The organism is Campylobacter concisus, from assembly GCF_002913765.1.
Taxonomy (GTDB): domain Bacteria; phylum Campylobacterota; class Campylobacteria; order Campylobacterales; family Campylobacteraceae; genus Campylobacter_A; species Campylobacter_A concisus_BB.
Genome location: NZ_PPCH01000026.1, coordinates 144,122 through 157,932, shown reverse-complemented (window position 1 = coordinate 157,932; position 13,811 = coordinate 144,122). Strand labels below are relative to the sequence as shown.

The following is a 13,811-nucleotide window of genomic DNA, read 5'->3' as shown; positions in this document are numbered from 1 at the left end:
AGCCAATCCAGCCAATCCAGCCAATCCAGCCAATCCAGCCAATCCAGCCAATCCAGCCAATCCAGCCAGCCAAGAAAAACAGATAAATTTAACTAGAAATTTTCAAAAAAATGGCAAGAAATTTTATGCTACGATATAAAAATGGCCTTAAACTAAGCCATTTTTAAGCGCAAAAGGTGATCTTTTTAAGCATAAAAAACAAATTTGACAAGCACAAAATGCTAAATTTAGAGATGAAATTTACCCCAAAAAAGCGCCAAAAGGATTTAAAATTTAGCCTCGGCTCTTATCAAATTTAATTTTTTTACAGCCTCTTCAAAGTCGTCAGAGCTTACAAAAACATCAATGTTTTCATTTTTCTTATAGACCTTGTCGTAGTATTTTGTGAGTAAAATTTCAGCCACTTTGGCAATGTCGTTTTCGTTAAATTTAGCCACCGCCTCATCTCTGGCCTCTTTGTCTATAAAGGGCGAAATTTTTTTTATACACTCATCAAAAAAGGCTTTATCCACACTTTTATAGTCGCTTGTGATGCAAGAAATTCTATTTTCCAAGCTCGCGCTTACCTCAACACAGATACCGCTGCGCATCGCCTCATAAAGGCTTTTTGGAAGTGTTAGCGAGCCGATCCTTCTGCTCTCGCCCTCGATAAAGCAAATTTGATCTTTTAGTGTGATGAGCTTTTCAAAAAGCGCGTCTTCAAAGCTTTTTTGACTAGGCTGCGCGCCGTTTATCGCGCCAAAGACTGAGCCTAAGTGATTTGCCATCGCTTCAAGGTCGATTGACGGCGAGAGTGCCCTTATTAGCTTACTTTTATAGCAGCCAGTGTTGCCAAAAAGAGTGATGAATTTCGTGCTTAAAGGACGCTCTAGAAATTCTAAAACGTGATTTCTATAAGCCTTATAGCCGCCATTTAGTCTATAAATTCTATATCCGATCATGCTTAGCACATAGGCAACCGAGCTTGATCTCAGTCCGCCCTTTGCGCAGTATATCCCAACTGCTGAGCCAACCTTAGCCCTTTTATAGACCTCATCGATGATATTTTGTAAATTTTTGCAGATATATTTTGCGCCAAGGCTCTTTGCTAGGGCCCTGTCACTTTTGTAGATCGTGCCTACCTCTTTGTGCTCAGCGTCATCAAGCGCGTATAAATTTAGAGCATCTTTTATATGCGAGTAGGCATACTCGTGCGGCGATCTAGCGTCTATCAGGACTTCAAACTCGCCTCTTTTTTCAAGCCACTGCTCGATATCAAGCTCAAATAACGCCACTAAAAGCCTTTTTTAGCTTTTGATAAAGCGGATGAAACGGAGTGCCATTTACCCTGACATCGGCGATCGTTGTGATGAAATTTGTATCCCCGCTCCACCTTGGCACAAGGTGATAATGCACGTGCTCAGCTATGCCAGCGCCTGCTGCCTTGCCTAAATTCATACCGATATTTACGCCCTGAGCATGAAGCTCGCGCTTTAAAATTTCGACCCCAAGCCTTACAAATTTACTCATCTCAAACCACGTATGCTCGTCAAGCTCCTCGATCTTGTCGGTGTGATGATTTGGTATGATCATAAAGTGACCTGGCGAATATGGGTATAAATTCATGATCCCAAAGCAGTGCTTAGCACGAAAAAGCACGCCATTTTTCTCGTCGTTCTCTTTTGAATTTATGACCTCGCAAAAGACACAACTATCTTTTTTTGCGCTGAAATACTCGCTTCTCCAAGGGGCACAAAGGTGCTGCATCACTCGCCCTCCTTTATCTTTTTAACGGCATTTTTTATATCATCTTGCCTCATGAAATGCTCTCCTATCAAGAAGGCATCAACTCCGATCTTGCTTAGCTCGCGAAGCTGCTCATGCTCGTAAAGACCGCTTTCAGCGACTATTATCTTGCCGTTTGGCAAAAGCGGCACGAGCTTCTCACAAAGGCTCATATCCATCGTAAAATCATCCAAATTTCTATGATTTATCCCTATTATATTTGCTCCTGCAAAGACCGCCTTTTTCACATCGCTCGCGTCATGGGTCTCCACTAAGACCTCAAGTCCCAAGTGGTGCGCGTACTCAAGTAGCTCTTTTAGCTCGCCTTGAGTTAGCGCTTTTGCGATGAGCAGGATAAAGTCCGCTCCATAAACAAGCGCTTCTAAAATTTGATACTTATCAACGATAAAGTCTTTTCTAAGGATCGGCCTTGAGGCGTAGCGACGAACTTGCGTGATGTACTCGATGTCGCCCTTAAACCAGTGAGGCTCTGTTAGGATACTAAAAGCATTTGCGTACTGCTCGTACTCCTGAGCGATCTTGATCGGCTCAAAGTCCTCTCTTATCACGCCTTTGCTTGGACTTGCTTTTTTTATCTCGGCTATGATCTTTATAGGCTCATCTTTACTTGATCTAAGTGCGCCCAAAACGTCTCTTGGCACGTATGGGTTGTATGCGAGCGAGCGACCTAGCCACTCCTGCGGATAGTCAGCTTTTCGCTTTTTTAGATCCTCTTTTGTCTTTTTTATGATCTCATCAAGTATCATTTTTTAAGCCTTTTGTTTAAATTTATTATGCAGCGCTCGATTAGATGCAGGTGCTCTTTTGCCTCTTTTGAAGTCCTAAAATCAACATCTTTCATCGCGTGACTCATTATGCCCTTTGCCTTTTTGCACTCTCCAAGCTTGAAGTACCCCCACGCTAGCGAGTCCTCGTAGTAAGGCGAATCTGGCGAGATCTCAAGCGCCTTTTGCACCATCTCCACGCCCTTTCTAGGGTCTATCTCGTGATCAATGAGCAAGTAGCCGTAGTAGTTAAAAAACATATCGTTATTAAGCTTTGGCACGCTAGCTTCAAATTTATCTAAGATATCAGTGATCTTTTTCTCGTCTAGGCTATCTTTGTTCATCTCATACTCGTAGATGGCAGCCTTTGCTAAGAAATTTAGATCCCTGCTATCGTTATAAATTTTAACCGCCAAAACGTATGCATCGCCAAAATTTCCAGTCGCAGCATAAAGGTCCATCAGTGTAGCGTCGTTGTAGCCATATTTTTTCAAAATTTCAATAGCCGCTTTATAATTTTTAGCATAGACAAAATACTGCACGATCTTGTCAAGATAAGAGGTGTCGTGAGTGATGTCGTATATCTCTTCAAAAAGCTCGATCACCTTTGGGAAATTTCTTTGCTGAGAGTAAATTTCAGCTAAAAGCTCGCATGTCTTTTGAGTGCAGCCCTGCTCCTCGCGGAATTTCTCGAGGTATTTTGTCGCATCATTTACATTATCCATGCGGTTTAAAAGTATATCAACGATGCGGAGCAAATTCTCCTCTTCAGGCTTTAGCGAGTATGCCTCTTCAAAGTATTTTAGCGCCGTTACCGTATCATTTTGCATCATGCAAATGGTGCCAAGCATGAGCAAATTTTGAGCGTTTGGCTCTTTTGTGGCAAGCTCTTGCATAAGCTCTTTTGCCTCGTTTAGCTTAGAGAGATTGACTAAATTTGCAACCTTGATCCTGATAAAATCGCTATCATCTTTTAAACTCTTCTCGCCCTCAGCCATGAGGCTATCTAAATTTTCATTTTTTGTGGCAAAGGCTAGCTTGATTGCCTCTTTTAGATAGGTCTTTTGATTTGTCTCTTTAAAAAGCCCTAGATAGGTTTGGATGCTAGCATTTACATCGCCACTATCTTGCGAGATGAGAGCTTGCATTAGGCGTAAATTTACACTTTTGTTATCATCTGCAAGCAGATGCGTGCTAAAAAATACGCTTATAAAAATTATTAAAATTTTACGCCAATGCATTCTGCTCTTAGCTCCTTTAAGTTTTTTTTAAAATAATCCCAAAACGGAAATGTCCTGCACTGTTTAGGTCTTAGCTCATAAACCGAGCAGTTTTTATTTTTCTCATCAAAAAATATACAAGCAAAACCGTCATCATAAGGCTTTTCTTTTATACTTCGCCTAAGCCCGACACGTATTAAAAATTTGTTCTCAAACTCATCTTTTGAAATATCAAAAGCGGCGCAAAATTTTAAAATTTCACCCTCATCTATCCAGATGTAGCCGCTCTCGCCAGTGCAGCATTTGCCTCCGCAACTCTCGCAAAAGCTAGGATCAAACTCATAGCTAAAACCATCAGCCCTCACGCTATCTCCTTGTAAGAGACGCTGTTTGTATCTGCTTTTTTAAAGATCTCGCTTGCCTCTTTCGTGTGCGCGCCATCCACGCTCATCACTAGAGGCGGCAGGACTTTTAGCTTTGAGTTTGAGTTGTTTCGCACTTCAAATAAAGCCAAATTTGCTGGCTTATCCTTTTTAGTATGGACAAATTTTAAGCTCACCAAATTTAGCTTATGCTCTTTTAAGCATGCCGCTATCTCGCTAAGATCATCTGGCGCATAGCAAAAAAACGCCCTTTTATGTGGCTTTAAATTTACGCTTATGCCTCTTATAAAATCCTTTAAATTTAGCGAGCTTGCATATCTGCTAACTTTTATGTGCTCATTTTGGCTTTTTGTAACACCGTCATGATAAAAAGGCGGATTTGAGATGATTAGATCAAATTTCTCACTATCTTTAAAATTTGCAAAATCAGCCGTTATGGCTCTAGCCTCTAAGCAGTTGCTCTTTGCGTTAAAGCTAGAAATTTCGCTATTTAGCTCCAAAAGATCAAGCATGCTTAGATCTATCTTTTTAAAGTCACGCTTAAGCAAAAGTCCAAGTATCCCACACCCTGCTCCAACGTCCAAAACCCTACCAGAAATTTCGCCTACGACCGAGCAAATAAAATCATAAAGAACGAGCGTATCGCTGTTGTAGCGATAGCCATTTTCAAGCTGGGCTAAGATCATCTATAAACCTTGATGATAAAGCCGCGCGTCACATCTTTTACGATCACTTCAGAGCTAAAGCTGATCCTTGCAAAGTCGCCAAATTCCTCTTTTATAAGCTCAGCAGCTGCCTTTGCACGCTCCTTACCAACGCCGTAATTTACGTAGTTATTTAGCTTGCCAAGGTCATCTTTTTTGATATTTTGAGCGACATTTGATGGGATGACAAAATTTTTCTTATCCACGATCGGGATGATCTCATACATATAGTTTGAGTTAAATCTCTGCAAAAACTCGCTCACTCTGTTTTTGCACATTATGCTCACCTTGTCCTTTGAGTCCATATCGTCGCACTCGATGCTAGAGATGAGGACGAGCTTTGTTGGGGTCTCAGGCTTTGTCGTAGCTTGCAAGATATTTTTTAAATTTACATTTTCATTTTCAAGCTCGTCTTGTCTGTTTAAATTTTGCTCAATATCTTTTTGAAGCTCGATGATCTGAGCATTTACGGCTCCGCCTTTATGACCGCTCGAGCTTAGCTCACTTATCTTTGAATTTAGCCGCTCGATCGTCTTGTTGCTCTCGTTTAGCTTTTGCTTTGCATTTTCTAGTTCATTTTGCAAGCTTAGTAAATTTTTGCCGCCACTTTTGTTATTATCCGTTAAAAAGGTTGAGGTATCAACTATCTTTTTTTGTAGCATATTTATCTGCTGGCGCAAAATTTCATAGTTTTGCATATCGATCTTTAGCGTTCTTTTTTGCGTTTCTAGCTCGTTTTGCTTAGAGAGGAGCATCTGGCTTGTCTTTGTGACATTTTCTTCAAGCTCTTTTATCTTTGCTTCTTTTAGATCAAGTTTTGAGCTCAAATTCTTTAGCTCGCCCTCGTTTGAGCCAAGTTTTTGTGACTGCAAAGAGATGGTTTGGTTTTGATCAAATAGCGTTTTTATAAATTTAGTTGTCTTTGTATCAAGCGCTTTTAGCTCTTCTTGGCTCTTTTTAAAGCTCTCTTCGCTCAAACTTAGCTTTTTGCTTAGCTCATTTAGAGTTGAGTTTGCGTCTAAATTTTGCTTTTCAAGCTTTTTATTTAGAGAATTTGCCCTCTCAAGCTCTTTTTTAAGCGAGCTTATATTTTCATTTGCAAGCTTGTTCTCTTGCTCGCTTTTTAGGCTCTTTTGTTTTAGATCATCAAAGCTCTTATGAAGTGCCACAAGTGAGGCATTTAGCTCTAAATTTTTGCCATTATAGCTTTGTGCCATTAGATCTTTTGAGTTTAGGTTTTTCTTGATCTCTTCAAGCTCGTAAATTCTATCTTTTAGCGCAGTCTTGTTTGACTCAAGAGCATCTTGCAGATCAATTATCTTATTTGCCTTTTTAGAAAGCTCATCCTCCATAACGCTCTTTTGCGTCTCAAAGCCATCATTTAGCGCATTTATCTCTTTTTCATAACTAAATTTTTGAGTGTCGGCGTCATTTTTAACTCGCTCGATCTCCTCTTTTAAAAGCAAAATTTCTTTTTTCTCGCCTCTATCTTTTTCACTTTGAGCTTTTTCATACTCTTTTATAAGAGCTTCTTTTTGCGCAAGTGTCGCGTTTAGCTCGTTATTTTGCTCTTTTAAAGCAGTGTAGTTTGCCTCAAAGCTCTCTTTAAATTTATTAAAGCTGGCCTTGGCATCTTTAAGTTTGCTCTCATCGCCATTTCTAGCATCATTTATCGCATTTTCAAGGTCGATTATCTTTTTTTCGTAAGCCTTTGAGCTCTCTATCATATCAGCTTGCGCTTCATTTAGGCGCTTTGTCAAAGCTTGGATATTTTCAAAGTGTTGTGCCTCAAGCTCACCAAGAGCCTTTTGATTTTTTTCTACTATCTCGTTTTTTTCATTTTCGATATTTCTTTTCATCTCTGAAATTTTGCTTATGAAGTCTAAATTTTTCTCGCTCATATCGACATTATCAGCGGCTAAAATTTCATTTTTTTTGCTTAGCTCGCGCACTTGCTCTTGAAGCTCTTTTACATTGTCTGATAAATTTAGATCCTTGTCATCAACAAAATTTTGCATGTAGCTCTTTGGCGTGATGTAGCCGCCATACTCGTAAAGATCGTCTTTGCTTACATATCTTTGCTTCTCTTCTTCGGGGAGATCATCAAAATTTATAGAGTAAATCGTTTGATTAGTATCTTTTGGCGTCTCGTCATCTTTTTGAAATTTCAAAAACGAGAGGCAAAAGCCAGCTATCAGACAAACAATAGCTAGTGCGATTTTATTTATCAAGCTTGTGCCTTGCCTTTTAAGATATCTTTGATGACGCTATGAGCGTGATTTAGTCCGACTACGATCGAGCCACCATTTTTTAGCACAATGTCGCCTCCCACATATAGTCCTGGCACGCTGCTTTGGTAATTGCTATCAACTATCGGAGTGCCTTTTTCATCAGTTTTTATCTGGCATTTTTGTAAAAAATCAACCGGACTTGAGCCACCGATCGCATAAACAACCCTGTCATAGACACGAATTTTGCCATTTTCATAATGCACTCTTACCTTGCCTGATTCATTATCGATCTCGGTTATATCGTGATTTAGCCTTACTTTTATCTTATTATGCTTCTCAAGCTCCCAAAGTGCGCTTAAATTTGTCTCATTTACACGGCTAAATTTATCTTTTCTGTAAGCGATCGTCGTTTTGTTATACTGACAAAGCTCGATAGCATACTCAACTGCGGAGTTGCCACCGCCCACAACTAGCACTTTTTCGCCGTTTGTGCAGTTATCAAGATTAAAATTTACAACTGAATTTAGTGATGGCGGGATCTTATAGTCAGGTTTGTTTGGTCGTCCCATTTTGCCGATCGAGACCATCACGTTTTTGGCTTCATAGACAGCTTTTGAGGTAGTTACTTTAAAGATTTCACCCTCTTTTTTTACGCTTTCGACCTCAGAATTAAAAAAAGCCTCGATATTCTCAGAGTCAAGTAGCTTGTCAAAATAATCAAGCGTGCTCTCTTTTGTGCCATCTTCAAACGAAACTAGCCCATGTATCGTGCTATCTTGCCCTTTATACTCTTTATCTACGCGTTTATTGTCTTTATAAAATTTTCTGATCGTTTGGCTGTGGTTGTCACCTTTTTCAAGGAGCAAAACATTACTTAAGCCATTTCTTTTAGCCTCTACTACGCTAGCTATGCCACAAGGTCCGCCGCCAACTACTATTAGATCATAAATATTTGCCATATTTTTCTCCAAATTTTATAAATTTTAAGCTTTTTTAACTAGATCAGCCATCAAAAATGCAAGCTCTAAAGCCTGATCAGCATTTAGTCTTGGATCGCACTGCGTCTCATATCTCTCTTTTAGCGAGCTTTCAGTGATGTTTAGCGCGCCACCAGTGCACTCAGTCACATCTTTGCCAGTCATCTCAAGATGCACGCCGCCTGCTCTTGTGCCCTCAGCTTTATGAATTTCAAAAAAGCTTCTAACCTCGCTTAAAATTTTACTAAATTCACGAGTTTTGTAGTTATTTGAGGTCTTAACGGTGTTACCATGCATCGGATCGATGCTATAAACGATATTTAACCCCTCGCGTTTTAGCTCTCTTAAAATTTTTGGTAAATTTTCACCGATCTTATCAGCGCCCATTCTGATTATCACATTTAGTCTGCCAGCTTCATTCTCTGGGTTTAGCTTATTTGCAAGAGCAATGACGTCTTCTGCTTTCGCACTTGGTCCGATCTTAACGCCGATAGGATTTTTCACGCCACTTAAAAAATGCACATGAGCGTCGTTTATGCCGCGTGTTCTCTCGCCTATCCAAAGCATGTGAGCCGAGCAGTCATACCACTCGCCACTAAGGCTATCAACCCTAGTTAGCGCCTCTTCATAAGGCAAAAGCAGTGCCTCGTGAGATGTATAGACTGCGGTTTGATTTATCGCTGGGGTGTTTGCCGAAGTGATGCCACAAGCTGCCATGAAAGATAGAGTTTTTGTTAGATCATCAGCTAGTTTTGCGTATTTCTCGCCGATCTCTGGCTTTTTAACAAAGCCTAAATTCCACTTATGCACCTGATGAAGATCTGCCAAACCTCCTCTTGAAAAGGCTCTAAGTAGGTTCATCGTCGATGCGCTTTGATAGTAGGCCTCTATCATGCGTTTTGGGTCGGCAACTCTAGCTTTTTCGTCAAATTCAAAGCCATTTATGATGTCACCTCTATAGCTTGGCAACTTAACGCCATTTACCTCTTCATAATCGCTACTTCTAGGCTTTGCAAACTGCCCTGCCACTCGGCCTACTTTGACCACCGGACAGCCACCACCAAAGGTTAAAACTATCGCCATTTGAAGTAAGACCTTAAACATATCTCTGATGTTGTTTGCGTTAAAATTTGTAAAGCTCTCAGCGCAGTCGCCACCTTGAAGCAAAAAGGCCTCGCCATTGCAAACTTTTGCAAGCTCATTTTTAAGACTTCTAGCCTCGCCAGCAAATACCAAAGGTGGAAGTGCTTTTAGTTTTTCTTCAGCCTCTTTAAGCTCTTTTAAATTTGGATAAGTTGGTTGTTGTAAGATATTAAATTCTCTCCAGCTATCTCTGTTCCAAGTCATAAATTTTTCCTATCTTTTACCTTGATTTAGCGCAGATTATATCACGCAAAACTTAAAAAATAAAAGCCATTAATGGGTTATTAAAGATATTTTACATACAATCGCTACTTTAAATTTAACCAGAAAAAGAGAAGATTTTTTTCATGATAAAAGGCATTTTTTATTCGCTTTTGGCATCAGTTTTATTTAACTGCATCTACTACATGTCAGTGCTCATGAACCCCATCAGCACGCAAGCTCTTATTGGATACCGCATGATCTTTGCCATGCCTTTTGTCATCGCCGCCATTTTTTTGTTAAAACAGCAGCGAAATTTCAAATTTTTACTTCTAAAAATAAAGCTAAAACCTAAAATTTTACTAGTTTTGCTTGCTACCTCGCTCATCGTCTCATTTCAGATGTGGCTCTATCTCTGGGCTCCAAGTAACGGCGCAGCGCTAAAAGTCTCGATAGGCTACCTCATCATGCCAATAGTCATGGTCCTTTTTGGACGGATATTTTTCAAAGAGCACCTCTCAAAAACAAAGCTAGCATCGATATTTTTTGCAGCTCTTGGCGTCTTTAGCACAGCAGTCATAAGCGGCGGAATCTCGTGGGAGAGCGCTGTAGTTTTTTGCCTTTATCCAGTCTATTTTACCATTAGAAAGTACTACAACCTTGCAAATTTCTCAAGCTTTGTTATCGAGATAATTTTTATGTTTTTATTTTCATTTTATTTTGCGCTCACAGCCGATATGGACTACGTAATGAGCCAAAATCCAAACATCTACTATCTGCTCATCTTGCTTGGTGCTATCAGCGGCATAGCCCTCATCGCCCAGATCCTCTCAAGCACGCTCGTGCCGATAAATGTACTAGGTTTGCTTACATATTTTGAGCCTATAATGATGCTTTTTGTCTCATTTGCCATCGGCGAGAGACTGGAGAAAAGCTCATACTTTTTGATGATCTGCCTAGCCATCTCTGTCACGCTTTTGATGATAGATAGTATAAATTCTATAAAAGGCGACAAAAATACCAAGACTAAATGAGAGCCAAAAAGGCGTTATTCTCGCGCTTAGCGCCTTTTTTATGTGGGGATTTTTAGCGGTTTATTTTAACCTATTTAGCAAAGATGTCGATGCTTATGAAATTTTAGCCCACAGGATCATCTGGTCATTTTTCTTGATGGCGGCAGTGCTTTGCATTAGCGGCAAAATGGGCGAAATTTTTGCGCTTCTTAAGGATATCCGCTCGCTAAAAGCTCTATTTTTAAGCGGTATTTTTATCACCATAAACTGGGGCGTTTATGTCTATGCGGTGGGTAGTGGCAAAATTTTAGACACTAGTTTGGGCTATTTTATAAATCCTTTGATAAGCATGCTTCTTGGCGTCATCATCTTTAAAGAGCGCCTAAGCAAAGCTGGCGCCATAGCCGTTTGCATCGTCATGGCAGCTGTTTGCGTGCAAATTTATGCCAAAGGCGGTCTGCCACTTGTCTCTATCATCTTGCCACTTTCATTTGGATTTTACGCGATGGTTAGAAAGATGGCAAAGATTAGCGCATTTAACGGGCTTTTTATCGAAACATTTTTTATGTTTCCATTTGCGCTTGGCTACGTTTTATGGCTGGTTTTTCACTCGCAAAGCCACTTTGGACTGAACAAGGACTCACTTTTAATGATCGCTTCAAGCATCGTCACCATCGTGCCGCTTGTCGCTTTTAACGCAGCCGCTACAAGGATAAATTTAACGACGATTGGCTACTTGCAATACATCTCGCCAACTATCGCGATCCTTTGTGCGGTCTTTATTTACGGCGAAATTTTAGACGGCTACAAAGTCGTCTCATTTTGTATGATCTGGCTGGCTTTAGCGATAATTAGCGTGGATAAATTTAGAAAAAGGAGTAAAAATGAATAGCGTAACGATCTATTTGCTGCTTGCGTTTTTTGCAGCGCTTATTTTATATTTTCAGATACAAAAACTAACTAAAAAGCTTGACGATGAGGGGGCAGTGCCTGCCTATCAAAAGGCTGCGCAAGAGGTTTTAGAAAATTTAAGCAACGCTGAGAAATACCCTAAATTTTGCAATGTCATCTTAAAAAAGATAAATGCTCTAAGGCAAGACATACTCTTTGAAGATGCACTAAACGAGGCTAGTGACAAGGACAAAGCACTAGATCAGCTCGAGCAGACAAGAGATAAGCTAGAGGCGCTTTTAAAACAAGAAAATGCAAACTGGGAGAGCAAACTTGTTGAAATTTTAGACGAGATCGATGGCTTTGTAAAGGCAAATTTCAAAAACGGCGAAGATAGAGCCGAAGAGTTAAGGGACGAACTAAAAAAAGAATTTGATGGGTTGCGAGAGTGACTCAGGCATTTTAGGCAAGCCCTAAAATTTACGTCTAAACTATTAAATTTTTACTCAAATTTACATTTATTAATTGAGTAAATTTAAACTCATTAGCGTAAATTTAAAGCTTCGCTTTTAGAGCCATTATCCTCTTGTATGAAGCGTCTATTCGCTCTTTGCTGATCTTTTTCTCATTTACAGCATCGATTATGATCTGAGTTACTAGATCGGCCGTTCTTTGGTTGTTTATCTTAAACTCGCTAAAGAGCAAGATATCGCCACCAGCGTTTATAAATTTCACCACTTTTTGAGCCAATATCTCGTCGCCAACGCCTTTCATCAGCATATCATCACTGATGACTACACCATTAAATTTAAGCTCATTTCGCAAGAGATCGGTTATTATTTTTTTAGAAAGTGTGGCTGGATTGTCCTCGTCGATGCCCTTTACAAAAAGGTGTCCGACCATGATGATCTGCGCTCTACCTGTGCTTATAGCGTCTTTGTATGGCAGTAGCGCGTCTTTACTTAGCGTGACTTCGCTCTTATTTTTATGTGAGTCCTCTTTTGAGCTGCCATGTCCCGGGAAGTGTTTAAGTGTCGTTAGGATGCCCTGCTCTTTAAATGCATCCATAAAAGCATCAGCGTAGATCACCACCTTGCTTGCATACTCGCTAAACGCCCTTTGCTTGGCGGCGATGATCGGTGAGTTTTCATCGTGCAGATCGACCACTGGGGCGAAATTTAAATTTATGCCGCACTCTTTTAAATTTATAGCCATTTTTGAGTAGAGATCGTATGCGCTTTTGATATCAAGCGTGCTTGCGACCTCGTATGCACTAGGATATGGGCCATCAAAGCTCTTATCCTTCATGCGGCTCACGTTGCCGCCCTCTTCGTCGATAGCGATAAAAATTTTAGGACTTTTCTCTTTGATCGCCTTTATGCTAGCTTTTAGCTGGGCTTTGCTGGTGACATTTCTACCAAGCAGCATCACACCGCCAAATCTCTCGTATCCAGCGTCGCTTAACATCGCGCGAAACGCAGCATCTTTTGTGCTAGCTCCGTTAAAGCCAACCATTATCATCTGCGAGACCTTGGCTCTTAGGCTCACCTCAGCGCCGTTTAACCCCAAAGCAAAAATGGCCACAAAAAGTATAAATTTAAAAGCTCTCATCTTCTTCCTAAAAGCGATTTTACGCTCTCAAAAACATCTTTGCCATTTAGCATATTTTCAACCTCGCTAGCAATAGGCACATATATGCCCTTTTCTTTAGCGATCTTGCTAATAGCCCTTGCAGTATCCACGCCCTCTGCTACCTCGCCAAGCTCATTTAAAATTTTCTCTAACCTCTCATGCCTTGCGATGCCTAGACCTACGCGGTAGTTGCGCGAAAGTATCGACGAAGCGGTTAAAAACAAGTCTCCTGCGCCGCTTAGCCCCATAAATGTCTCATCTTTTGCACCAAAAAATTTGCCAAATCTAGCCATCTCGACAAGCCCACGCGAAATGAGGCTCGCCCTTGCGTTGTTGCCAAGACCAAGTCCGTCGCAGATACCGCCAGCTATGGCGATCACGTTTTTATACGCCCCGCACACCTCAGCGCCGATCACATCATCAGAAGTGTATGCTTTCATATAGCTTGGGAAAAATGAGGCAAATTTTGAAGCTAAATTTTGGTTTTTAGAATTTACCACCAAGGCGCAAGGTAGCTTTTGCATGATCTCTTTTGCAAAGGTCGGCCCTGAAAGAAAGGCCAAATTTTCTCTATCAACAAAGTCTTCATAAACTTCATTTAGAAATTTAAGATTTGCCGTGTCTATGCCCTTGCTGGCGACTAGGATCTTTTGACCTTTGTTTTTGTAGTTTTGCTTTAACCATAAATTTGTAGCTTGCGTTGGGATCGTGCAGACTAGATATTCGCACTCCAAAGCTTCATCCAAGCTTACAAAATTTGGCATCTCTCTTGGCGTTCTTGAGCTGATGACACACTCGTTATTTTCACTAAATGCGTGAAATAGCGCACTGCCCCACTTGCCAGCTCCGATGACTGCTATGCTCATT

General features: G+C 40.5%; 14 protein-coding genes. 3 read left to right on the top strand and 11 right to left on the bottom strand.

The window, feature by feature from the left end; translation table 11 throughout:
• Positions 1-266: 266 nt before the first annotated feature.
• Genes mnmH through CYO89_RS10040 form a run of 9 tightly spaced genes read right to left on the bottom strand, consistent with a single transcriptional unit; the run spans position 267 to position 9,411 of the window.
• A complete protein-coding gene (mnmH, locus tag CYO89_RS10080; protein ID WP_103598179.1) occupies positions 267-1,274 on the bottom strand; it encodes a tRNA 2-selenouridine(34) synthase MnmH in 1,008 nt (335 codons plus the stop codon).
• Positions 1,261-1,746 carry an HIT family protein gene (locus tag CYO89_RS10075; RefSeq protein WP_103598184.1) on the bottom strand — a complete coding sequence of 162 codons (486 nt, stop codon included), beginning with the start codon at positions 1,744-1,746 and terminating at the stop codon, positions 1,261-1,263. The genes mnmH and CYO89_RS10075 overlap by 14 nt, the downstream gene beginning before the upstream one ends.
• Entirely contained in the window at positions 1,746-2,531 is a 786-nt protein-coding gene (trpC, locus tag CYO89_RS10070; protein ID WP_103598178.1) for an indole-3-glycerol phosphate synthase TrpC, read from the bottom strand. Before trpC ends, CYO89_RS10075 begins: the two co-directional genes overlap by 1 nt.
• Positions 2,528-3,790 (bottom strand): tetratricopeptide repeat protein, encoded by a 1,263-nt coding sequence (locus CYO89_RS10065; RefSeq protein WP_087582166.1) that lies wholly within the window; start codon positions 3,788-3,790, stop codon positions 2,528-2,530. The genes trpC and CYO89_RS10065 overlap by 4 nt, the downstream gene beginning before the upstream one ends.
• The gene (locus tag CYO89_RS10060; RefSeq protein ID WP_103570479.1) at positions 3,769-4,134 is read right to left on the bottom strand and encodes a YkgJ family cysteine cluster protein; all 366 of its coding nucleotides are present in this window, start codon (positions 4,132-4,134) and stop codon (positions 3,769-3,771) included. The genes CYO89_RS10065 and CYO89_RS10060 overlap by 22 nt, the downstream gene beginning before the upstream one ends.
• The gene (locus CYO89_RS10055; protein ID WP_103598177.1) at positions 4,131-4,838 is read right to left on the bottom strand and encodes a tRNA1(Val) (adenine(37)-N6)-methyltransferase; all 708 of its coding nucleotides are present in this window, start codon (positions 4,836-4,838) and stop codon (positions 4,131-4,133) included. Before CYO89_RS10055 ends, CYO89_RS10060 begins: the two co-directional genes overlap by 4 nt.
• Complete coding sequence (locus tag CYO89_RS10050; protein ID WP_103598176.1) at positions 4,835-7,087, bottom strand: vesicular transport factor Uso1p; 2,253 nt, start codon at positions 7,085-7,087, stop codon at positions 4,835-4,837. Before CYO89_RS10050 ends, CYO89_RS10055 begins: the two co-directional genes overlap by 4 nt.
• A complete protein-coding gene (locus tag CYO89_RS10045; RefSeq protein WP_002942343.1) occupies positions 7,084-8,046 on the bottom strand; it encodes an NAD(P)/FAD-dependent oxidoreductase in 963 nt (320 codons plus the stop codon). The genes CYO89_RS10050 and CYO89_RS10045 overlap by 4 nt, the downstream gene beginning before the upstream one ends.
• Before the next feature lie 24 nt (positions 8,047-8,070).
• A complete protein-coding gene (locus tag CYO89_RS10040) occupies positions 8,071-9,411 on the bottom strand; it encodes a class II 3-deoxy-7-phosphoheptulonate synthase (RefSeq protein ID WP_103598175.1) in 1,341 nt (446 codons plus the stop codon).
• Between the two features lie 143 nt (positions 9,412-9,554).
• On the opposite strand from CYO89_RS10040, the gene rarD (CYO89_RS10035) reads away from it, so the two are divergent.
• The 3 genes from rarD (CYO89_RS10035) to CYO89_RS10025 are packed head-to-tail and all read left to right on the top strand — an operon-like array spanning position 9,555 to position 11,764.
• Entirely contained in the window at positions 9,555-10,442 is an 888-nt protein-coding gene (gene rarD / locus CYO89_RS10035; RefSeq protein ID WP_021092375.1) for an EamA family transporter RarD, read from the top strand.
• A complete protein-coding gene (gene rarD, locus CYO89_RS10030) occupies positions 10,426-11,313 on the top strand; it encodes an EamA family transporter RarD (RefSeq protein WP_103598174.1) in 888 nt (295 codons plus the stop codon). Before rarD (CYO89_RS10035) ends, rarD (CYO89_RS10030) begins: the two co-directional genes overlap by 17 nt.
• Positions 11,306-11,764, top strand: a complete 459-nt coding sequence (locus CYO89_RS10025; protein WP_103598173.1) for an aryl-sulfate sulfotransferase — start codon at positions 11,306-11,308, stop codon at positions 11,762-11,764. Before rarD (CYO89_RS10030) ends, CYO89_RS10025 begins: the two co-directional genes overlap by 8 nt.
• Positions 11,765-11,867: 103 nt before the next feature.
• Here the strand turns inward: CYO89_RS10025 and CYO89_RS10020 are convergent, their stop codons facing one another.
• On the bottom strand, positions 11,868-12,923 hold the full coding sequence (locus CYO89_RS10020) for a glycoside hydrolase family 3 N-terminal domain-containing protein (protein WP_103598172.1): 1,056 nt from the start codon (positions 12,921-12,923) through the stop codon (positions 11,868-11,870).
• Positions 12,920-13,810 carry an NAD(P)H-dependent glycerol-3-phosphate dehydrogenase gene (locus tag CYO89_RS10015; RefSeq protein ID WP_103598171.1) on the bottom strand — a complete coding sequence of 297 codons (891 nt, stop codon included), beginning with the start codon at positions 13,808-13,810 and terminating at the stop codon, positions 12,920-12,922. Before CYO89_RS10015 ends, CYO89_RS10020 begins: the two co-directional genes overlap by 4 nt.
• Between the last annotated feature and the right edge of the window lies 1 nt (position 13,811).

Bases quoted from the DNA above. Each gene is read 5' to 3' on its own strand.
- CYO89_RS10075 (WP_103598184.1), bottom strand. From the start codon at position 1,746: ATGCAGCACCTTTGTGCCCCTTGGAGAAGCGAGTATTTCAGCGCAAAA.
- trpC (WP_103598178.1), bottom strand. From the start codon at position 2,531: ATGATACTTGATGAGATCATAAAAAAGACAAAAGAGGATCTAAAAAAG.
- CYO89_RS10065 (WP_087582166.1), bottom strand. From the start codon at position 3,790: ATGCATTGGCGTAAAATTTTAATAATTTTTATAAGCGTATTTTTTAGC.
- CYO89_RS10055 (WP_103598177.1), bottom strand. From the start codon at position 4,838: ATGATCTTAGCCCAGCTTGAAAATGGCTATCGCTACAACAGCGATACG.
- CYO89_RS10045 (WP_002942343.1), bottom strand. From the start codon at position 8,046: ATGGCAAATATTTATGATCTAATAGTAGTTGGCGGCGGACCTTGTGGC.
- CYO89_RS10040 (WP_103598175.1), bottom strand. From the start codon at position 9,411: ATGACTTGGAACAGAGATAGCTGGAGAGAATTTAATATCTTACAACAA.
- rarD (WP_021092375.1), top strand. From the start codon at position 9,555: ATGATAAAAGGCATTTTTTATTCGCTTTTGGCATCAGTTTTATTTAAC.
- CYO89_RS10025 (WP_103598173.1), top strand. From the start codon at position 11,306: ATGAATAGCGTAACGATCTATTTGCTGCTTGCGTTTTTTGCAGCGCTT.
- CYO89_RS10020 (WP_103598172.1), bottom strand. From the start codon at position 12,923: ATGAGAGCTTTTAAATTTATACTTTTTGTGGCCATTTTTGCTTTGGGG.
- CYO89_RS10015 (WP_103598171.1), bottom strand. From the start codon at position 13,810: ATGAGCATAGCAGTCATCGGAGCTGGCAAGTGGGGCAGTGCGCTATTT.